The organism is Sphingopyxis sp. (assembly GCF_035686825.1).
In the GTDB taxonomy this organism is placed as follows: Bacteria; Pseudomonadota; Alphaproteobacteria; order Sphingomonadales; family Sphingomonadaceae; genus Sphingopyxis.
In genome coordinates this window covers 690,018-710,000 of the sequence record NZ_DASRYZ010000002.1, presented here as the reverse complement: position 1 = coordinate 710,000, position 19,983 = coordinate 690,018, and the positions used below count along the sequence as shown (strand labels likewise).

Below are 19,983 nucleotides of genomic sequence, written 5' to 3'. Positions count from 1 at the left end.
GCGCAAATCATCACCTGGGCATCGACTCTGCTCGTGATTCGACTGCTCGATCCGGCCGATTACGGGCTTTTCGCGATGACGCAGGTCGTCCTCTCCTTCCTCGCCTTCCTCAACGGGTGGGGATTCGCGAGCGCACTGGTGCAATCCGACTCGGTCGATCCGTTTCGAATCAGACAGGCGTTCGGCCTGTTGCTGCTGCTCAACGCGCTGCTCGCCGCGATCCAGTTCTTCGGCGCGCCGCTCGCCGCGGCCTATTATGGGCAGCCGATGGTCGCCGACCTGCTGCGCGTGCAGGCGCTGCTCTTTCTCGCCACGCCCTTTATCGCGCTTCCCGAAGTGATGCTGGGCCGCGCGCTCGACTTCCGGCGCCAGGCGATCGTCAACCTGCTCGCGGCGTTCGCGGGCGCGGGCACCGCGCTCGGCTGCGCGCTAGCGGGCTATGGCGTGTGGACGCTTGTTTACGCGCCGATCGCGATGTTCTGGACGCGCGCGATCGGGCTGACCCTCGTCGCGCGGCTGCTCGTCTGGCCGAGCTTCAACTTCAAGGGATGCGGCCAGATCGTCGGATTCGGATCGGCGGTACTGTTCAGCCAGCTCTTCTGGCTGGTGCAAAGCCAGTCGGACATTTTCATCGCCGGCGCGCGATTCGATGCCCACGCGCTCGGCCTTTATGCCGAAGCGCTCTTCCTCGCGCAGATATTCATGGCGAAGTTCGTGCCGCCGCTGAACGAGGTCGCCTTTCCCGCCTATGCGCGAATCAAGAAGGATGCCGCCGCGGTGCGCTGGTCCTTCCTGAAGACGGTGCGAATCCTGATGCTCGTTGCCGCGCCCTTCTATTGCGGGCTCGCCGTGGTGGCCGCGCCGACGATCGAAACATTGTTCGGCACCAAGTGGCTGGGGATGGCGCCCTATATCCAGCTCATCTCGCTCGCGCTGATTCTGATGACGGTGCAGATTCTCTTCGCCCCGGTCACCAACGCGCTCGGCAAGCCGTCGATTGCGATGTTCACCGCGATGAGCGGCGCAGTCCTCTTTCCGGTCTCGTTCCTCGTCGGCGCCGAATGGGGGCTGGTCGGCATGGCGTGGGCATGGCTGGTCGCCGCGCCGCTGCTCCTCGTCGTCACCGCGCGGCTGTCGGCGCCGCTGATCGGCATATCGCTGTGGGATGTCGCGCGCGCGATGCTGCCGGGACTCGCGCCCGCGCTGGTGATGGCGATCGGGGTCGGCTTCGCGGGTCAGGCGCTCGAACCGCTCGGCCTCGCCGCGCCCGCGCAGCTCGCGCTGCTCGTCGGTCTCGGCGTGGCGCTATATGGCGCGCTTCTGTGGCTGCTCGAACGCGACGCGCTCGCCGAAGCGGTTCGCCTCGTGCTCCGCCGCCGGGCACCCGCTACCGACGCGCCGAGTCAGGACGCGATATAGTCGCGCATCGCCGCGGCTTCGGCCTCGATCTTGTCGATGCGATATTTGACGAGGTCGCCGATCGACACGAACCCGACGAGTCGGCCGCCATCGACCACGGGCAGATGACGGATCCGCTTTTGCGTCATCTGCGACAGCGCGCCGATCACCGCCATATTCGCATCGCACGTCACCGGCGATTTGGTCATCACCTCGTCGAGGCTGCGATCGAGCGCGTCGGGACCATAGGAAGAGAGAAGGCGAACGATGTCGCGTTCGGAAAAGATGCCGACCACCGAATCGCCCTCGAGGACCGGAACCGCGCCGATTCGATTCTGCGCCAGCAGATCGACCACCGCGCGGACCGAATCGTTTGGCCGCGCCGAAATCACCGCCCCGGTCCGTTCACGCAGAATCGCTCCGATCGTCATAGCCGCCGCTCCCATATTTGGTTCTGTTGCCGGGCAAGCCTATCATGATTCGCCGGTGGGACGAAACGTCCCACCGGCCGCAATGCCGCTTGGCCGCGGCGGCGGCTTGGTCCATGGAGGCGCGCATGGTCAAACGCTCCCCGCTCGACAATCGCGACACGTCGAACGTCGCCTGGGCACGCTATCGCCGGCTGATGAAGGGCATGGCGCTGGTGTCGCTGCTCGCCGTCCTCGGCGCGCTCGGCTGGCTCCGCTTCACGATGGGCGACGCGCTGACGATCCATATGATCATCGCGACCGCCGCCGGCGTCGGCCTGTCGGTGATGCTCGGCGCGGCGCTGATGGGGCTCGTATTCCTGTCGAGCGGCAGCGGCCATGACGAATCGATCGAAGACCCTTTTGAAAATGACCCGGATATGAACAATGACCGATGACAAGCCCGCTCCCGCTTCGCCAGACTGCCCGCGCGACCCGATCTTGCGCGTCGTCCCCCGCCCCGCCGACATCAATGCCAACGGGCATATCTTCGGCGGCTGGGTGCTGAGCCAGATGGACATCGCGGGCGGCATCGTCGCCGGGCGCGTCGCGCAAGGCGCGGTCGCGACGGTGGCGATCGAGACGATGGAGTTCATCGCGCCGATCCTGCTGCGCGATATCATCTCGGTCTATGCGCATCTCGAGCGGCGCGGGCGCACCTCGATGGGCATAAGAATCGAAGTGATCGCGACGCGCGACGGCGGACGGACCGAGGAGCGCGTCACCGAGGGGCTGTTCACCTTCGTCGCGCTCGACGAGAATCACCGCCCGCGCGCGCTGCCGCCGATTTAGTCTTCGGCCTTCACGCGGTAATGGAACGTCTTGCTGCCGTTCGCCGGCACGCGGACGACCCACGTGAGCAAGCCGTCGCGGCGCGGCAGCTTGCGGATGCGCGAATCGAGGCCGTCATTGTCATCGACCTCGAAGCCGAGCTCGACGTCCGCGGGATGCGGGTTCGCGTTGGTCACGGTGATGCGATAGTCGTGCTGGCGATTTTTCGGCGGCACATAATTTTCGACGTCGATTCGCACCTGGCTGCTCTCGCCGATGACGAGATCGACCTTCTCGCCGACCGCATGGTCGCGCATCCGGCCCTCGCCGACGAGCATCTCGTGGCCGCCGACGGGTTCGAACACCGCCGCCTGCCCGCTCGGCAGCGGGACGCCGAGTCCTTCGGCCTCCTTGTTCTGCATCCGCAGCAGGATTTCGGGCTCCATCGCCTTCCCCTCGTCCCCCGGATAGACGCGCAGGCGATAGATCGTCCGAAAGGGCACGTCGTCCTTGACGAGCAGCGCGACCTGTTTCTGTCCGTTCGCAGCCACCGTGACCGGAATGGGCACGCGATAAAGCTTGAGATCGCCGAGATCCTCCTGACTCGCGACGACCGCGACGGGCGACAGCAGCGCCGAGCGCTGCAGGCGCGATCCGGTGACGACGATGCTGTCCATGCTGTCCTCCATCGCCGCAGGCGGCGGCGGCGCGGGAGGCGGCGGGGGTGGCGGAGCGCCATAGCGTCCGCTGCCGGTCGGAAAGCAGCGTAAATACAGCGGCGGCGTGCGCGGGCGGTCGGCGAGTTCCTCGAAATCGCTGACCTTGTTGAGCGTGCCCGCGATCGCCGCGAGCCCCGCGTCGGCAAAACTCTCGCCATTGCTGTTGGCGACGGTCAGCCAGGCGAACAGGTCGAGCGTCTTTCCGTCCTCGCGCACGCGCGCGACATAATTGCTCGCCCAGTCGAAACCCGTCGACAAATAGGTAAGCGTCACGGTGGCGCGCTGCGCCGCCGGGCTGCGCGTCGTCACCGACAGCGTCGGCTTCGCGGTCAGCCCGGCGGGCACGCCGTCATAGAGGATCGATTCGGGAATGCCGGTGCAGCGCAGGGCTTCGTAGCCCGCCGAAGTCTGCAGCACGACCGCCCCCGCCGGACCCGAGCGGATAACCGCCTCCTCCTCGGTAACCTTGCCAGTCGCGCCGTCGGTGCGGCGGATATGGACACGGTTGCCGAGCGAGCCGTCGAGCAGGCTGGCGGGCGACAGCAGCGCCGCGTCGCGATTTTTCTGCACCACCCCGCCGGGCAGGCCGGTGACGATCGCCGACACCGCGATCATCCCTTCGGCGACGCCTTCGAATCGCACCGTCGCTTCGCCCGCGGGGAGGTCGATCGTCCGCGATTCGGAGATCAGCGCGAAACCCTCGAGCCAGTTGGGCGAAATCTCTCCGCCCTCGTCGCGGCCGGGATCGCGAAAGACGCTGACCGACACTTTCTCGGGGGCGAGCGAGGTCACCGCTGGCTGCGCCGCCGCCGGGGATGCGGCGAGCATCGACAGCAGGAGCGGCCAGCGGCGCATCGTCGGCGAATCAGTTGCGCGTTTCAAAGGTGGCGGTGATCGTCGCCTCGCCATTGGCGGGCAATTCGATCCGCCACCGTGTGCCGTCGCTGTCGAGCCGCTCGCTCTTCCGGCTTTCGTCGAGGATGCGTGTTTCGTCCCAATACCAGTCGAGCCCGCGCTGGACGAGGTCGAGCGTCACCGGATTCGCCCGCGCATTGGTGAGCAGATAGGACATTTGCGTCCGCCAGCGATGGTCCGAAATGCGCTCGCGCTTTACGACCGTCGCCTGCACCTTGACGTCGAACGCCTGTCCGGTCGCGAGGCCGAGTTCGCTTCCCATCGGGGTATGGCCGATGTTGTTTTCGCCGATGAACTGCGGATCGCCGCGCATATCGCGCTGATAGAAGCGCACCGTTCCCGCGGGCAGCGCGTCGCCGAGGCCGCCGCCCTTCGCGCTCGTGTTGAACTTGATGACGCTCGCCGCGCTGGCGGGCTCGGTCATCGTCTCGAACCCGCCGACGGTGAATTCATAGATTTTCTGCGCCGGGACGCCGCTGACGTCGAGGAAGCTCACCTGCTTGGTCTGCGCATTGGCGATCGTCGTCCGCTCGACGAGCGGATAGAGATAATAATCGCCGAGCTGCTCGCGCGGCGCGGTTTCGGTGCCCGCGCGGCGCAGGTTGCCCGGCGGCTGCGGGCGCGGGCGATAGGCCGGCGAGACCGCGCCGCGGGTCGAGGGCGTTCCCGCGACGAGCAGCGTCTTCGCATTGTCGAAGGTCGTGCCGGTGTTGTTGGAGAGCGTCACCCAGCCCTGGACGTCGATCGTTCCCGCCTTTTCGTCGTAGAGCGAGACATAGTCGGCCGCCCAGCCGAGTCCGTTCGTGAGGTAAGAGAGCGTGGCGGGCCGCGTCCCCGCCCGGTCGCTGTCGACGGTGATCGACAAAGTCGGCTTGGCGCGCAGGTTCGGCGGAATCTTGTCGAAGATCACCCGCACCGGCATCCCGTCGTCGCGCAAGATTTCGATCCGCGAGCCGATCTGCAGCACGACGCCGCCGTTGACCGCGAGCACCTTGGCACGTTCGCGCGTTTCGGCGCCGGTGGCGGGGTTGGTGCGCAGCAGCGTCACCGTTTCGCCCACCGCCTTTTGCATCAGCGCATTGGGCGACAGGAGGTCATAGTCGAAATTCTGCTCGACGATCGCGGTGTTCGCCGCGGCGAAGGAGACTGTCTGCGGCCGGATCTGGGCCGAGACGTCGGGAAATTCCTGCCGCGTCCGGCCGGCGGGGAAAGCGATCTGGCGGATATCCTGAACCAGCGACTGCCCGCCATTATAGATGGTGATGGCCAGATCGCCCTGCGCATTGCCCCTTGTGGGATCCTGCGCCACCACGGGGAGTGCCGTCAGGACGAACGGAACGCAAAGCATTGCCAACGCGCGCATAAAAAAGCCTCCCCGCGAATATCCCGCGGGGAGGCTATGGCATGTCACATTGAAATTCTAGCGCGAAATCGCGACCTATTCGGCCGCCTCGACATCGCTATTGCGCGCCGCGAGCGTGCGGCGGGCGCGGCGCGGCTTGGCGGCCGGAGCCTCGTCAGCCGCTTCGCCCTCGGCGCCGCGTTCGGGGCGGCCGATCGCCGGCGGCAGCACGGCGGTGTCGATCCCGGCATTGTCTGCGGCATTGCCCTTGTCGGCGCTATCATCCTGACGCGCGCGGCGGGCGGGGCGGCGCGCGGGGCGCGGGGCGGGTTCCTGCTCGGCGGCTTCGTCGCGCGCCGGCGCTTCGTCACGATCGTCGCGGCCCTCGTCCTCGTCGCGATTGCGCGCGGCGCGTCCGCGCGATGGCTGGCGGTTGCCGCGATTGTCGTCGTCGCGATCGCCGCGCGGTTCGCGGTTACCGCGATTGCCGCGCTCATTGCGGCCGCCCCGATCGTTGCGGTCGTTGCGGTCGTCGCCGTTTTCGCCATCGTCGCGGCCGATGTCGGTGTCGACATCGCCGTCGGTATCGTCATGGCCGTCGAAATCCTCGACGCCGCGAATCTCGCGGCCGCGATCGGCGCCCCGTTCCTGTCCGTTCGCCGCGGCCTTTTCTTCCTGCCGGGCGCGGAAGTCGCTCACGACGCGGAAATAATGGTCGGCGAACTGCAGATAATATTCGGTCTGGACCCGGTCGCCCGCAAGCTGCGCGTCGCGCGCGAGGTTGCGATATTTCTCGATCATCTGGGCGCCGTTACCGCGGGCCCGGCTGTCGATGCGGTTGGCCTGGTCGACCCCGCCGCGACCGCCCGATTGCGACCGGTTGTTATTGTTGCTGTTGTTGTTGCGGCCGCGACGGCGACCGCTCTGCCGGTTGTTCATGTTCAACTGAGACATCCTGTCGAATAAGCTAATAAGCTACGCCAACCCCTTTTGGCCGATCGCGCCAATTGCGCGTCGCGCCCGCGCCATGCGCGGTTCTTGCCCTTTACCGCTTGCGCCGGGCCCCAGGGCCCCGCACCAGCATCGTAAGTGGGAAACAGACCAGCCGGACCGATCAAGGTACCCGTGCCGGGTCTGTAAGCCGCCCCTACCGCGCTTTGCGGCGGAAACCAAGCGAATTCGTGCGGGTGTCAGGGGCGGGTCAGCAAAAGCGCCCTGTCGCGGCCGCCCAGATCCTGTCTACAGGCGACCTTGAATCCCGCGGCTTCGGCGAGCTCACCCACCGAGATATGTTGTGTGTGCCCGATTTCAAGGATCGCGACGCCGCCGGGCGCCAGTATTCGCGGCAAATCGGGAATGATCCGGCGATAATCGGCGAGGCCGTCGGCACCCGCGAACAGCGCCCCCACAGGCTCGTGATCGGCGACATCGGACATCAGCGCCTCGCTGTCGGCGATATAGGGCGGGTTGCAGAGGATGAGGTCGAAGCGGTCCGTGACCTCCTCCGCCCAATTCCCCAGCATCAGGTGCGTCCGGTTTTCCAGCCCCAGCACCAGCGCATTTTCATTGGCATAGTCGAGCGCGATGTCGCTGGCATCGACGCCGAGGCCGCTCGCCGCGGGCCATTCGCTGAGCGCCGCGTAAAGGAGCGTTCCGGGTCCGGTCCCCAGATCGAGAATGCGTTTCGGGCCCGCCGCGCCGAAATGCTGGACGGCCGCTTCGATCAAGGTCTCGCTGTCGGGCCGCGGGATCAGCACGCCGGGACCGACCCCGATCCGCACCGTCCAGAAATCGCGATAGCCGAGGATATAGGCGACAGGCTCATGCCTCATGCGGCGGGCGAGCAACGCGTCGAAATCGCTGGGCACGGCATAGCGCGCCAAGTCGAGGAGAAGTCCCTGCCGCTCAATACCCAGCGCATGCGCCATCAGAAGTTCGGCGTCGAGCCGCGGCGTATCCGAAACCGCCGCGAGCCGCGCCGCCGCATCGCGCAGCGCGACGGCAACCTCAGTCACCCAGCCCCGCCAGCCGCTGCGCCTGATCCTCGGCGATCAGCGCGTCGATCAGCTCGTCCATCTGCCCCTCTATGATCTCGGGCAGGCGGTGGAGCGTCAGGTTGATACGGTGGTCGGTCACGCGTCCCTGCGGGAAATTATAGGTGCGGATGCGTTCGGAGCGGTCGCCCGATCCGACCATCGACTTGCGCGCCGAGGCCTCCGCACTGTGGATCTTCTCGCGCTCGAGGTCGTAGAGCCGCGCGCGCAGCACCTGCATCGCCTTCGCGCGATTCTTGTGCTGGCTGCGCTGGTCCTGCTGGATCACGACGAGGCCGGTCGGGATATGCGTGATGCGGATCGCCGAATCGGTCGTGTTGACGTGCTGGCCGCCCGCGCCCGACGCACGATAGATATCGATCTTGAGGTCGCTGTCGTTGATCGCGACGTCGACTTCCTCGGCCTCGGGGAGCACCGCGACGGTCGCGGCGCTGGTATGGATGCGGCCCTGGCTTTCGGTCGCGGGAACGCGCTGGACGCGGTGGACGCCGCTTTCGAACTTCAGCTTGGCGAAGACGCCCTGCCCGCTCACCGACGCGACGACTTCCTTATAGCCGCCGACCTCGGTCTCGTTCGCCGAAATGACCTCGACCTTCCACCCCTGCGTATCGGCGAAGCGGCTGTACATGCGCAGCAGATCGCCCGCGAACAGCGCCGCCTCGTCGCCGCCGGTGCCCGCACGGATTTCGAGCATCGCGGCGCGTTCGTCGGCGACATCCTTGGGAAGCAGCTTGATCGCGAGGTCGTGCTCGGCCGCGGGCAGCGCAGCCTCGATCGCGGCGATTTCCTCGGCCGCCATCGTCTTCATCTCGGGATCGGCGAGCATTTCGTTCAGCGAGACGAGCTCGCCGCGCAGCCGCGTCACTTCGGCGGCGGCTTTCGCGACGGGTTCGAGCTCGGCGAACTCCTTCGACGCCGCGACGAAATCGGCGGGCGCCATGTCGCCCGTCGCCATGCGCGCCTGCAGCGCGGCGTGCCGCTCGATGATGGCGTCGATCTGCTTGGAAGAAACGGAGGTCATCAGAGTGCCCGGACGAGCCCCTCGGCCGCCTTCGCACGTGCGCCGTCACCGCGGATGTTGAGGTGCAGCGCGCCGTCGCGCGCGCCGACCGAAATCAGCGCGTGCGCCGGAATCTTCGCCGCCTTGTCGAAGCGTTTGCGCGGCGACCCGCTCGCCACGATCTCGGCCGCGAAGCCGCCATTGCGCAGCGCGGCGAGCGCCTTCATCGCGAAGGCAAGCTGGCCGTCGTCCTCGACCGCGATCACCGCGTCGAGCCGGGTGTCGATGACATCGTCGGCGAGCAGCATCGCGAGCCGCTCGATCCCAGCCGCCCAGCCGACCGCCGGGGTCGGCGGGCCGCCGAGATTCTCGATCAGCCCGTCGTAGCGCCCGCCACCGAGCACGGTGCCTTGCGCGCCGAGGCGGTCGGTGACGAATTCGAACGCGGTGTGGCGATAATAGTCGAGCCCGCGCACGAGCCGCGCGTTGCGCTCCCAAGCGACCCCCGCGGCGTCGAGCCCCGCGGTTACCGCGCCGAAGAAATCCTGCGCCTCACCGGTGAGGAACGCGTCAATGTCGGGCGCGCTGTCGGCGATCGGGCGGTCTTTCAGGTCCTTGCTGTCGAGGATGCGCAGCGGGTTTTTGTCGAGCCGCGCGAGGCTGTCCTCCGACAAATCGCCGCGATGCGCTTCGAAATGCTCGACGAGCGCCGCGCGCCATGCGTCGCGGCTCGCCGCATCGCCGAGCGTGTTGAGCGTCAGCGTCACGCCCTCGGCGATCCCGAGCTCCTTGAGCAGTTGATCCGCGAACACCAGCAATTCGGCATCGGCGAGCGGACTGTCGCTGCCGAGGACCTCGGCGTCCAATTGGTGGAACTGGCGATAACGTCCCTTCTGCGGGCGCTCGTAGCGGAACAGCGGGCCGTGCGTCGCGACTTTGAGCGGCGCGAACTGCTGCCAGCCGTTGGTGACATAGGCGCGCGCGATCCCCGCGGTGAATTCGGGACGCAAGGTGATCGACTCGCCGCCGCGATCCTCGAACGAATACATTTCCTTCGAGACGACGTCGGTCGTCTCGCCAAGACTGCGCGCGAACACCGCGGTCGGCTCGATCACCGGCACCTCGATCCGCTTGAAGCCATAGAGGCGGCGCACCCGCTCGAACGTCTCGACGACATAAGCGAAACGGTCGGCGAAATCGCCGAGCATGTCCTGCGTGCCGCGCACGGCCTGCGGGGTCGGGATTTTGGCGGATTTGTCCTTGCTCATGGCGGCGGCGTCTAATGGTTTTTCGTCGAAAGGCAAAGCACGCTTGCAGAGCCCCCGCTGGACCTGCGCGCTATTTGGCGGCAGAGACGTTCCCCATGAAAAAAGCACTGTTCGTCGCAGCGGCCGTCATCGCCGTTCCCGTCGCCTTTCCCCCCATCCATGCACAGGAAGCGGTCAGCCGCCCCCAGCCGGTCGTCCAGCCGCTGACCATCCCGCTACCCGCCGACAAGCCCTATCCGGGGACGATGCAGCTTCGCGTCGATGCGACCGACGTGGCGCGCGGCATCTTCCACGTCCGCCAGACGATCCCCGTCGCCAAGGCCGGCAAATTCACCCTGCTCTATCCCGAATGGCTGCCCGGCAAGCACGCACCGCGCGGCGCGATCGCCGAAATGGCCGGGTTCAAGGCCAGCGCGGGCGGCAAGCCGCTCGTCTGGACGCGCCAGCCGACCGACGTCTATGCCTTTGACATCGATGTGCCCGCGGGCACGACGAGCATCGAGGTCGCCTTCGACTTCCTGTCGCCGACGCGCACAAGCGAGGGCCGTGTCGTCGTCACCCCGGCGATGATGAACCTGCAATGGGAACAGGTGAGCCTCTATCCCGCGGGCTATTTCACCCGGAATATTCCGGTGCAGCTCGACGTGACGCTGCCCGAAGGCTGGACCGGCGCGGCGGCGCTCGACGGGCTCAAGGTGTCGGGCAACCGCTACAGCTTCGCGCCCACCAATTACGAAGTGCTCGTCGACAGCCCAATGTTCGCCGGCAAATATTTCCGCAAATGGGATCTGGGCAACAAGGTGACGCTCAACGTCGTCGCCGACGAGGCGAAATATCTGGAGGCGAGCCCCGACCATATCGCGCGCCACGCCGCGCTGGTGTCCGAGGCGGTCGCCTTGTTCGGGGTGCGCCATTTCGACCGTTATGAATTCCTGCTCGCGCTGACCGACGAACTCGGCGGCATCGGGCTCGAACATCACCGCAGCAGCGAAAACAGCCGCAACCCCGACTATTTCACCAAATGGAACGACAATGACAGCGAGCGCGGGCTGCTCCCGCACGAACTCGTCCACAGCTGGAACGGCAAATATCGCCGGCCGGACAAGCTGTGGACCCCCGACTATCGCACGCCGATGCAGGGCAATCTGCTCTGGGTCTATGAAGGGCAGACGAGCTTCTGGGACCTCGTGCTCGCCGCGCGGTCGGGGATGCAGTCGAAGGAAATGGTGCTCGCCGAATGGGCGACCAACGCCGGTTATTACAGCGTGCAGCCGGGGCGCGAGTGGCGCCCGGTCGAGGACACGACGCTCGACCCGGTGATCGCGGCGCGCAAGCCCAAGCCCTTTTCGAGCTGGTCGCGGAGCGAGGATTATTACAACGAGGGGTCGCTGATGTGGCTCGAGGCCGACATGCTGATCCGCGGCGCGACGAACAACGCCAAAAGCCTCGATGATTTCGCGCGCGCCTTTTTCGGCGGACGCGAAGGCGATTGGGGGCAGGACGTCTATGATTTCGACGATGTCGTCACCGCGCTGAACGCGGTTCATCCTCATGACTGGGCGACGTTCCTGCGCGAGCGGATGCAGACGAGCGGGCGTCCCGCGCCGACCGGCGGGATCGAGCGCGCGGGCTATCGCCTCGTCTGGCGCAACACGCCGAACGTCTTCGATCGCGACCGCATGACGCAGGCGAAGAACGCCGATCTCACTCATTCGCTGGGAATGTCAGTAGACAAGGATGGCGTCGCGACCGGCATCCTGTGGGACGGCCCCGCCTTCAAGGCCGACATCGTCAATGGCACGAAGATCGTCGCGGTCGAGGGACTCGCCTACAGCCGCGAGCGGATCGAGGCGGCCGTGCAGGCAGCGACCGACGGCAAGACGCCGGTGCGACTGCTCGTCGAGCGCAGCGGGCGCTATCGGAATGTCGAGATCGACTATCACGGCGGATTGCGCTGGCCGCACCTCGAAAAAAGCGGGGAAAAAAGCGGGAGTGGCCCCGACTGGTTCGATCGGCTATTGGCGCCGCGGCGGGCGCTTTAACCCCGCCGCGGCCGTTCGTTTCGAGCGTAGAGGAGACACCGGTCGTCGCCGCGCGGCGTCAGGCATCTCGACTTCGCGCGATGCGAAGGGCTAAGGGGCGCCCGAATCAAAAACAAAGGACTGATTTCTCCCATGCGCATCGACCTGATTCCCGCCGGCGACAGCCCGCCCGACAGCCTGAACGTCCTGATCGAAGTGCCGATCGGCGGCGAGCCGGTGAAATATGAGTTCGACAAGGCCTCGGGCGCGCTGTTCGTCGACCGCTTCCTGCACACGCCGATGCGCTATCCCGCCAATTACGGCTTCGTCCCGCACACGCTGGGCGAGGATGGCGACCCGCTGGATGCCCTGGTCGTCGCGCGCTCGCCGATCGTCGCGGGCGCGGTGGTCAAGTGCCGCCCGATCGGCGTGCTCAACATGGTCGACGATGCCGGCGGCGACGAGAAGCTGCTGTGCGTGCCCGTCAACAAGACCTTTCCCTATTACGACAAGGTCGCGACCTATAAGGACATGCCCGAGATCGTGCTCCAGCAGATCGAGCATTTCTTCACCCATTATAAGGACCTCGAACCCGGCAAATGGGCGAAGCTCAACGGCTGGGGCGATGTCGACGAGGCGAAGCGCATCATCGTCGAATGCATCGAACGCGCAAAGAAGGTCGGCTTCTAATTCTTGTCGGTGGGCGCCGGGTCCTGATCCGGCGCCCCGACCATCCGCACGTCGGTGCGCGGATAAGGAATGCGGATGCCCGCTTCCTTGAACCGGTCCCAGATCCCCAGAAACACCTCGCCCTGGATATTGCCGAGCCCCGCCTCGGGGTCCGAAATCCAGTAGCGCAGCTCATGCTCGACCGCGCGTTCGCCGAAGGCGGTGATCCACACGACGGGTTCGGGTTCGGCCAGGATGCGCGGATTTTCTTTCGCGGTCTCGACCATCAGCCGCTGCGCGAGCCGGAGGTCGCAGCCATAGCCGACCGGAACGCGCATCCGCACGCGCACCTCGGGGCTGGCAAAGCTCCAATTCTCGACCGCCTGCGTCATCAAGAGCTCGTTCGGGATCAGATGCTTCTTGCCATCGCGGGTAATGACATTGACGGCGCGCACGCCGATCTTGGCGACGCGCCCGACGTTGGGCATCCCGCCCGGCAGGCTGGTGCCGCCCATCGCGCTGCCGTCGCCGACGACAACGATGTCGCCGGGCTTGATCGAGCGGTCCATCAGCAGGATGATTCCGGCGATCAGATTGCCGACGGTTTTCTGGAGCCCGAAGCCGATCGCGAGACCCGCAGCGCCCGAAAAGACCGCCAGCGCGGTGAGGTCGATGCCGAGCAGGTCGATGCCGAACAATATCGCAAAGACGAAAAGCGCGATCGCGATCAGCTTTTCGGCCAAAAGCCTTTGCGTCGCGTCGATCTGGGTATTGCGGCGAAGCAGCCATTTGGTCGAGCGCAGCACGACCCGCACCGCGATATAGAGGAGGATCGCGACGATGACCGTCGAAAACAGGCCATAGAGCGACAGCCGGTACGAGCCGACGTCGATGCCGATCGCCTTCAGCGTGTCGACCGCGCGGACGGTAGCTTCGGACAGACCGTCCACGGGGCTCAACCCCGCATCGCGGCAAAGCCGCGTTCGAGGTCGGCGATCAGATCGGCCGGGTCCTCGAGCCCGATCGACAGCCGGACGAGCGGGTCGGGGTCGGTCCAGCGGGTGGCGGTGCGAATCGTCTGCGGATCGCTCGGCACGACAAGGCTTTCATAGCCGCCCCAACTGAAACCGATGCCGAAATGGGCGAGCGAATCAATGAAGCGCGTCCGCGCCGCCTCGTCCACGCCCTTTAGCGTGAAGCCGAAAAGCCCGCTGGCGCCCGAAAAGTCGCGCGCCCAGATCGCGTGGCCGGGATCGTCCGGCAGCGCGGGGTGCAGCACGCGGCCGACCTCGGCGCGGTCCGCCAGCCAGTTCGCGACCGCGAGGCCATTTTCGCCCTGCCGCTGTATCCGTACCTCGAGCGTGCGCAGCCCGCGGAGCATCAGCGCGCAATCGTCGGGCGAAACCGACTGGCCGAGCTGGTAGGCGGCGCTGCGCAGCTTCGGCCACACCGCGCGCGTCGCGGTCAGCGAGCCCATCATCGCGTCCGAATGCCCGCCGACATATTTGGTGAGGCTCATCATCGTCACGTCGATGCCGTGCGCGAGCGCGGGAAACAGCAAGGGCGTCGCCCAGGTGTTGTCGAGCATTGTCAGCACGCCGCGTGCGCGCGCGATTCGCGTGATCGCCGGAATATCCTGCACCTCGAAGGTCAGGCTGCCCGGCGATTCGAGGAAGATCAGCCGGGTTTCGGGCCGGATGAGGCCGGCGATCCCCGCCCCGACAAGCGGATCATAATAGGTCGTCTCGACGCCGAGGCGCGCGAGCATCCCGTTACAGAAGGCACGCGTCGGTTCATAGGCGCTGTCGACCATCAGCAGGTGATCGCCCGGCGAGAGCAGCGCGAGCAGTCCTGCCGAATTGGCGGCGACCCCGGACGGATAAAGCAGGGTCCCTTCCGCGCCCGTCTCCATCCCGGTCAACGCGTCGGCAAGCGCCCACACCGTCGGCGTCCCGCGCCGGCCGTAATAAAGCTTGTCGTGCGTCGCATGGCCGCGCGCCTTGAGGTCGGCGATATTGTCGTAAAGGATCGTCGAGGCACGCCAGACCGGCGGATTGACGATCCCGCCGCCGAGCCGCGGGTCGCCGGTCCACTCGGGGCGCCGTCCGCCCTGCACGAGTTTTGTCGCAGGGCGGAGGCTGTCATCGTCGCTGTTGCTCATCGCCGCCTTGTTAGCGGAGCACCGGCCAAAATCCACCCTGACACGAGGAGGAGGTTCACCCTGCCCGCCTTCAGGCGCCGCCCGTCGCCTTCGGCGTCGCGGGATCGGCGCCCCATTCGAGCCAGCTGCCGTCATAGACCGCGACATCGTCCTTGCCGAGCAGATGCGCGCCAAAGGCGACGACGGTCGCGGTCATGCCGCTGCCGCAGGTGGTGACAAGCGGTTTGTCGAGATCGACCCCGGCGGCGTCGAACGCTGCCTTCAGCTCGTCGCCGCGCTTCCACGTGCCGTCGGCGTTGAACAGCTCGCCGTGCGGCAGGCTGCGCGAGTTCGGGATGTGGCCCGGCGCAAGGCCGGGCCGCGGATCGCGTTCCTCGCCGGTAAAGCGTGCGGCCGGGCGGGCGTCGACCACCTGCTCGGCACCGCTGTCGACATTCGCGATCATCTGTTCCCTGGTGCGCACCGCCTTCGCGTCGCGCCACACGGTGAAGTGGCGGTGGCGCAACGTCTGCTTGCCCATTTCGAGCGCGCGGCCCTCCGCCTTCCACTTGGCGAGGCCGCCGTCGAGAAGCGCGACGTCGTGCGCACCAAACAGCTTCAAAAGCCACCAGGCGCGTGCCGCGCTCTTCAGCGGGCTGTCGTCGTAAAGCACGATACGGCTGCCGTCGCCGAGCCCGAGCGACTGCATGCGGCTCGCGAATTTTTCGGCCGTCGGGGCCATATTTTCGACCGCGTTCGAGGCATCGGTCAACTCGGCAAGGTCCATGAACACCGCGCCCGGGATGTGGCCCGCCTCATATTCGGCGCGGGCATCGCGATCGGTTCCCAGAAATTTCGTCGCATCGACGACCCGCAGGTCCGATGCCCCCAGTTCGCGTTCCAGCCAGTCGGTTGAGACCAAGGCGTCCATGTCATGCTCCTGTTACGACCGGTCGGGAACCTTGTTTGCCTGTCCCTCGCCCGGCCATCCTGCTGTGGCTTCTTTCCGGGGATAGTCAGCCTATGCCCCCACCTGTGCTTTTTCAAGCGGGGTCCGTCCTGCCGCAGTCGATGCTGCACCGCAACAGAAAACCAGTGCCGTTTTGAGCCGGACTATTGGCTGCGCCGGATCGCGGTCGCGCGCGCGCCGGGCCGGTCGACGGCATAGGAGGGCCGGTCGAGCGGCAATGGCGCGAGCTTTTCACTACCGCTCGCGCCCTGTTCGCGGCCGATGACGAAGCTGCCCGCATTCTGACCGAACGCCTCACCCTCGCCGTCCCAGTGATAGGTGACGTCGAACGCGATGACCGGGACGATCATTGGTTTGCCGCCGATGATCAGCGGCTCGATCGCGGAGCGCGGCAGCATCACTTCGGTCGACAATTCCTCGCCCGCGCCGACCGCCAGCGCGATGTCGTCGCGCAGCACGCTGCCCCCCGCGCCGTCGAAGAAGCGGCTGAGCACCGGCTCGGTCATCGCCGAGCCCTGATTGAGCGCGATGCGCACCATCAGTCCGGTCGCCGGCACCGTCCCCTGGTTGAGCAGGTTGAGCGCGAAACCGACCGCCACATGATCGGGCGCGAACCGGATGCTACGGATGTCGAGCGCCATGCCGACCACGGCGCGCTTTTCGCCTGCGGCGCGCGTGACGAGCGGATGGGCGGACGCCGCCTCGGGTTGCGGTGCCGGTGCCGGTGCCGGTGACGGAACGGGCGCCGGACGCGGAACCGGCGGAGCGGCGGGTTTGGGCGGCGGGGCGGCCGCGCGGGTGGCCGGGCGCGGGGCTTCATCGACCTCGTCGACCGCCGGACCGGCCAGCGCGGTGCGGCGACGCCAATACCAGAAAGCGGCACCCGCCGCCGCCAGAACAGCGAGCGCCCAGGCCCAAATCGGCGTGCCCGAGGGCGTATCGGCCGGCGTGGCGGCGGCAGGCGTTTCGTCGGCGGTTGCCGGCGCCGCATCCACGGTCGCGGGCGGCGGCGACGCGACCGTATCGAGGGGCGGCAATGGGGGGGTATCGGTGGTCGTGGCGGGCGCCGCCGCTTCGGGCTGGGCCGGACGCGGCGTCGCGGTTGCGGGGGTCTCGCGCCGCGCGGGAGCCGGGGCGGGGGTCGCCGTATCCGGCCGCGTCGGCGTCACGCGCGGCGGCGCAACGGGCCGGGGCGATGTCGGTGCGGGAGTCGGCGTGGGTATCGGCTGACCCCGCCGCTCGCCCGGCGCCACCGGCGGCAAGCCATTGTCCGACGGCCCCTGCACGCCCGGCGCGCGGCCGTCGTCGGTGGGCGGCGGCAGGCGGAAATCGATCGGGGGGGACGACGTCGTCGTGTCCTGCGCGGCCACAGGACCGCCCGCAGCCAACGTTGCCGCCGCCAGCACAAACGCCGCCGCCTGTTGTCGCCCGAAGTTACGCACCGTCATCTTGTCCGCGATCCCACGCTACCCATATGTCGCCCGCGCCGCTGAATTGGCGCTGAACCCTGCAGCGGTCGATTTCCGGGCACCGGCCCGGATGACATCGGCCGCGCTGCGCACTAGAGCCTTTCCATGACCGATTCCACCCCTACCCCGCTCATGCCCAAACATCTCGGCCAATCGAGCGAACTGCCTGCCTCACCCGAAGCGGCCGTCCTCGACTATGTGCCCAATCCGCGCGCCGGAGAGCTTTATCTCGTCCGCTTCGCCGCGCCCGAATTCACGTCGCTCTGCCCCGTGACGGGCCAGCCCGATTTCGCGCATCTCGTCATCGATTACGCCCCCGGCGAAACGATCGTCGAATCGAAAAGCCTCAAGCTCTTCCTCGGCTCGTTCCGCAATCATGCGGGCTTTCACGAGGATTGCACCGTCGGTATCGGCCGCCGCCTGTTCGACGAGATGCAGCCCCGCTGGCTGCGCATCGGCGGTTACTGGTATCCGCGCGGCGGGATTCCGATCGACGTCTTTTGGCAATCGGGTCCGCCGCCCGAAGGGCTGTGGCTTCCTGACCAGGGCGTTGCCCCCTATCGCGGGCGGGGATGAAGATTCATCTTTCCGTCACAATATATTGACACTAGTGTCAACGATATGAGTTCTGCTGCCCTGCCCCACGACCATGACATCAAAGTCGGACCCGACGTCATCGACTTCATGGGGCATGTGAACAACGCCCATTATCTGAGCTGGGTACAGGAAGCGGTGCTCGCGCACTGGCGCCATATCGCGCCGCCCGAAGCGGTCGCGGCGCATCTGTGGGTCGCGCTGAAGCACGAGATCACCTACCGCCGCCCCGCTTTCCTCGATGATCAGGTCATTGCGACGGTGATCCTCGAAAAGGTTCAGGGCGCGCGCGCCTTTTACGAGACGATCATCAAGCGCGGCGAGGACGTGCTTGCCGAGGTCAAGTCGAGCTGGTGCTGCATCGACGCCGAAACGCTCCGTCCCGCGCGGCTCGCGAGCGAAGTCGTGGCCCGCTTCTTTCCGGGCGAGAAAAGCTAGCGCCCGCTCCGTTTCGTGGAGACGGGCGCCTTCGCGCGAAGATTTTTACGGGCTAACCGGATCGTCGTTGTCGTCATCGACCACCAGCCAGATGCCGCCGGCGATGATGGCGAGACCCAGGACGATCGCGACCCAGCTTCCGCCTTCGAGATTATTGCCGCCGCGAACGGCCGAAGTCGCGCGGGCCCCATCGATTGCGGGTGCAGCCGAAGCCGCCACCGGCGCAAGCACCATGGACGCTGCGGCGATAGCAATCGCGCCCTTTTTCAATCTTTTCATCATATACTCCTCTAGCTGCCCGTAAACGCAGCCGGGAAGCGATTGTTCCATCGCCGGAAAAGAAGCTTGCGACGTGCCGACCCTAAGCGAGCGCGAAGCGGATCGGCAGACGCTTCAGCCCGCCGACGAACACCGATTCGACGCGCGCGGGTTCGCCCGCGAGTTCGAGGCTTTTGAGACGCGGCAGCAGCTCTTCCATCAATATCCGCATTTCCATGCGCGCGAGATGCTGGCCGAGGCAGACATGCGCGCCGAAGCCGAAGGCGATCTGCTGATTCTTCTCCCGATCGGGGTCGAAGGCGAAGGGATCGCCGAACACATCCTCGTCGCGGTTGGCCGACACATAGTTCAGCATCAGCCAGTCGCCTTCCCGAATCGTCTGGCCGCCGATTTCGACGTCTTCGCGCGCGCTGCGCATGAAATGCTGGACCGGCGTCGTCCAGCGAATCGCCTCCTCGATCAGCCCCGCCTTGTCGCTCTCCGCATCGCGGAAACGAGCGAACAGCTCGGGGTTCTTCGCCAGTTCCATGATCGCGCCGGCGGAGGAGGCGCTCGTCGTGTCGTGGCCCGCGGTCGCGATGATCATATAGTAACCGGCAAGCTCGCGATCGGGAATCGGCTCGCCGCCGACCATGGCATTGGCGATCACCGTCGCGATGTCCTCGCGCGGGCTGGCGCGGCGGTCGGCGGTCAGCGCGCCGAAATATTGTTCGAAATCGGCGATGACATAATTGAGCATCGCGATCGCTTGTTCGGCGCTGGTGATCGCCTCGCGGCTGCGGTTGAGCTCGGGGTCGGTCGACCCGAACAATTGCTGCGTCAGCATCAGCATGCGCGGTTCGTCCTCGGGCGGCACCCCCAATATGTCCATGATCACGCGCAGCGGATAATGCGCCGCGACGTCGCGCGCGAAATCGCATGTCCCGTCCATCGCGAGCATATGTTCGACCGCGCTGCGCGCATGATGGCGGATCCGGTCTTCGACGATCTTCAGATTCTTGGGCATGAACCAGCTCTGGGTGAGCAGCCGGTATTTCATATGATCGGGGGCGTCCATCTGCACCAAAGAGCGGATGAGGTGCCCGTCATTGTTCGGCGTTGCGGCGCGCGCGATCGCCTCACCGTCGCGGTTGGTGAGCACCGTGGGGCGCAGGCCGTTGGCGAAGCGCTGCGGATCGCGGCTGATCGCCATGATGTCGGCATGCCGCGTCACGAGCCAGAAGGGATCGAGCTCGGGATTTTCGGCGACGGCGAGCGGCGCATTCGCCCGCGCCCAGGCGAGCTGTTCGTGCAGCGGATCCCAATTGCCATAGGCGACGGGGTCGACGACGGCGGCGGCTACCTCTCCGGGCAATATAGGTTTTGTCATGCAACCAAGCTGCCGCGAATCGCGTCGTCTGTCGATAGGCTATGACCGCCCGTCGAAGCGGCACCCGCGCGAAGCCTGCGCAGGCGTAGCGGAACACGAA

At 66.5% G+C, this 19,983-nt stretch carries 20 protein-coding genes (1 of these 20 cut by a window edge); 7 read left to right on the top strand and 13 right to left on the bottom strand.

Annotated features, from left to right (window positions below):
* Window positions 1-1,419: the 3' portion of a lipopolysaccharide biosynthesis protein gene (locus VFG17_RS04630; protein ID WP_325028279.1), read on the top strand. It extends 114 nt beyond the left edge of the window; only the last 1,419 of its 1,533 coding nucleotides appear in the window; the start codon falls outside the window, past its left edge; its stop codon occupies window positions 1,417-1,419.
* Here the strand turns inward: VFG17_RS04630 and VFG17_RS04625 are convergent.
* Window positions 1,404-1,829, bottom strand: a complete 426-nt coding sequence (locus tag VFG17_RS04625; RefSeq protein ID WP_325028278.1) for a CBS domain-containing protein — start codon at window positions 1,827-1,829, stop codon at window positions 1,404-1,406. The two genes, VFG17_RS04630 and VFG17_RS04625, sit on opposite strands and share 16 nt — an antisense overlap.
* 125 nt (window positions 1,830-1,954) lie before the next feature.
* Here VFG17_RS04625 and VFG17_RS04620 point away from each other — a divergent pair, with 125 nt between their 5' ends.
* Window positions 1,955-2,263, top strand: a complete 309-nt coding sequence (locus VFG17_RS04620) for a hypothetical protein (protein WP_325028277.1) — start codon at window positions 1,955-1,957, stop codon at window positions 2,261-2,263.
* On the top strand, window positions 2,253-2,657 hold the full coding sequence (locus VFG17_RS04615) for an acyl-CoA thioesterase (RefSeq protein WP_325028276.1): 405 nt from the start codon (window positions 2,253-2,255) through the stop codon (window positions 2,655-2,657). The genes VFG17_RS04620 and VFG17_RS04615 overlap by 11 nt, the downstream gene beginning before the upstream one ends.
* Here VFG17_RS04615 and VFG17_RS04610 read toward each other — a convergent pair.
* The 6 genes from VFG17_RS04610 to hisS all read right to left on the bottom strand — a co-directional run bounded on the left by VFG17_RS04610 (window position 2,654) and on the right by hisS (window position 9,934).
* Window positions 2,654-4,210, bottom strand: coding sequence for a hypothetical protein (locus VFG17_RS04610; protein ID WP_325028275.1), 1,557 nt, complete (start codon window positions 4,208-4,210; stop codon window positions 2,654-2,656). The genes VFG17_RS04615 and VFG17_RS04610 overlap by 4 nt on opposite strands.
* 10 nt (window positions 4,211-4,220) lie before the next feature.
* Window positions 4,221-5,633, bottom strand: a complete 1,413-nt coding sequence (locus VFG17_RS04605) for a DUF4139 domain-containing protein (RefSeq protein ID WP_325028274.1) — start codon at window positions 5,631-5,633, stop codon at window positions 4,221-4,223.
* Window positions 5,634-5,708: 75 nt separating this feature from the next.
* Window positions 5,709-6,551: a DUF4167 domain-containing protein gene (locus VFG17_RS04600; protein ID WP_325028305.1), complete on the bottom strand. Its 843-nt coding sequence runs from the start codon at window positions 6,549-6,551 to the stop codon at window positions 5,709-5,711.
* Window positions 6,552-6,802: 251 nt separating this feature from the next.
* On the bottom strand, window positions 6,803-7,627 hold the full coding sequence (prmC, locus tag VFG17_RS04595) for a peptide chain release factor N(5)-glutamine methyltransferase (RefSeq protein WP_325028273.1): 825 nt from the start codon (window positions 7,625-7,627) through the stop codon (window positions 6,803-6,805).
* Complete coding sequence (gene prfA / locus VFG17_RS04590) at window positions 7,620-8,687, bottom strand: peptide chain release factor 1 (protein WP_325028272.1); 1,068 nt, start codon at window positions 8,685-8,687, stop codon at window positions 7,620-7,622. Before prfA ends, prmC begins: the two co-directional genes overlap by 8 nt.
* On the bottom strand, window positions 8,687-9,934 hold the full coding sequence (gene hisS, locus VFG17_RS04585; RefSeq protein ID WP_325028271.1) for a histidine--tRNA ligase: 1,248 nt from the start codon (window positions 9,932-9,934) through the stop codon (window positions 8,687-8,689). The genes prfA and hisS overlap by 1 nt, the downstream gene beginning before the upstream one ends.
* 95 nt (window positions 9,935-10,029) lie before the next feature.
* On the opposite strand from hisS, the gene VFG17_RS04580 reads away from it, so the two are divergent.
* A complete protein-coding gene (locus VFG17_RS04580) occupies window positions 10,030-11,976 on the top strand; it encodes a peptidase M61 (RefSeq protein ID WP_325028270.1) in 1,947 nt (648 codons plus the stop codon).
* 132 nt (window positions 11,977-12,108) lie between these two features.
* Window positions 12,109-12,645 (top strand): inorganic diphosphatase, encoded by a 537-nt coding sequence (gene ppa / locus VFG17_RS04575; RefSeq protein ID WP_325028269.1) that lies wholly within the window; start codon window positions 12,109-12,111, stop codon window positions 12,643-12,645.
* Here ppa and VFG17_RS04570 read toward each other — a convergent pair.
* The 4 genes from VFG17_RS04570 to VFG17_RS04555 form a co-directional block, all read right to left on the bottom strand.
* A complete protein-coding gene (locus VFG17_RS04570) occupies window positions 12,642-13,574 on the bottom strand; it encodes a mechanosensitive ion channel family protein (protein ID WP_325028268.1) in 933 nt (310 codons plus the stop codon). The genes ppa and VFG17_RS04570 overlap by 4 nt on opposite strands.
* Window positions 13,575-13,579: 5 nt before the next feature.
* Window positions 13,580-14,785, bottom strand: a complete 1,206-nt coding sequence (metC, locus tag VFG17_RS04565) for a cystathionine beta-lyase (RefSeq protein WP_325028267.1) — start codon at window positions 14,783-14,785, stop codon at window positions 13,580-13,582.
* A gap of 70 nt (window positions 14,786-14,855) precedes the next feature.
* The gene (gene sseA / locus VFG17_RS04560) at window positions 14,856-15,695 is read right to left on the bottom strand and encodes a 3-mercaptopyruvate sulfurtransferase (RefSeq protein WP_325028266.1); all 840 of its coding nucleotides are present in this window, start codon (window positions 15,693-15,695) and stop codon (window positions 14,856-14,858) included.
* 182 nt (window positions 15,696-15,877) lie between these two features.
* Window positions 15,878-17,182 carry a hypothetical protein gene (locus VFG17_RS04555; RefSeq protein ID WP_325028265.1) on the bottom strand — a complete coding sequence of 435 codons (1,305 nt, stop codon included), beginning with the start codon at window positions 17,180-17,182 and terminating at the stop codon, window positions 15,878-15,880.
* A gap of 126 nt (window positions 17,183-17,308) precedes the next feature.
* Here VFG17_RS04555 and queF point away from each other — a divergent pair, with 126 nt between their 5' ends.
* Both queF and VFG17_RS04545 read left to right on the top strand, forming a co-directional pair.
* The gene (gene queF, locus VFG17_RS04550; protein WP_325028264.1) at window positions 17,309-17,779 is read left to right on the top strand and encodes a preQ(1) synthase; all 471 of its coding nucleotides are present in this window, start codon (window positions 17,309-17,311) and stop codon (window positions 17,777-17,779) included.
* Between the two features lie 45 nt (window positions 17,780-17,824).
* Entirely contained in the window at window positions 17,825-18,235 is a 411-nt protein-coding gene (locus VFG17_RS04545) for a thioesterase family protein (protein WP_325028263.1), read from the top strand.
* Window positions 18,236-18,280: 45 nt separating this feature from the next.
* Here VFG17_RS04545 and VFG17_RS04540 read toward each other — a convergent pair whose 3' ends face one another.
* Both VFG17_RS04540 and VFG17_RS04535 read right to left on the bottom strand, forming a co-directional pair.
* Entirely contained in the window at window positions 18,281-18,514 is a 234-nt protein-coding gene (locus VFG17_RS04540) for a hypothetical protein (RefSeq protein WP_325028262.1), read from the bottom strand.
* A gap of 82 nt (window positions 18,515-18,596) precedes the next feature.
* A complete protein-coding gene (locus VFG17_RS04535; protein WP_325028261.1) occupies window positions 18,597-19,883 on the bottom strand; it encodes a cytochrome P450 in 1,287 nt (428 codons plus the stop codon).
* Between the last annotated feature and the right edge of the window lie 100 nt (window positions 19,884-19,983).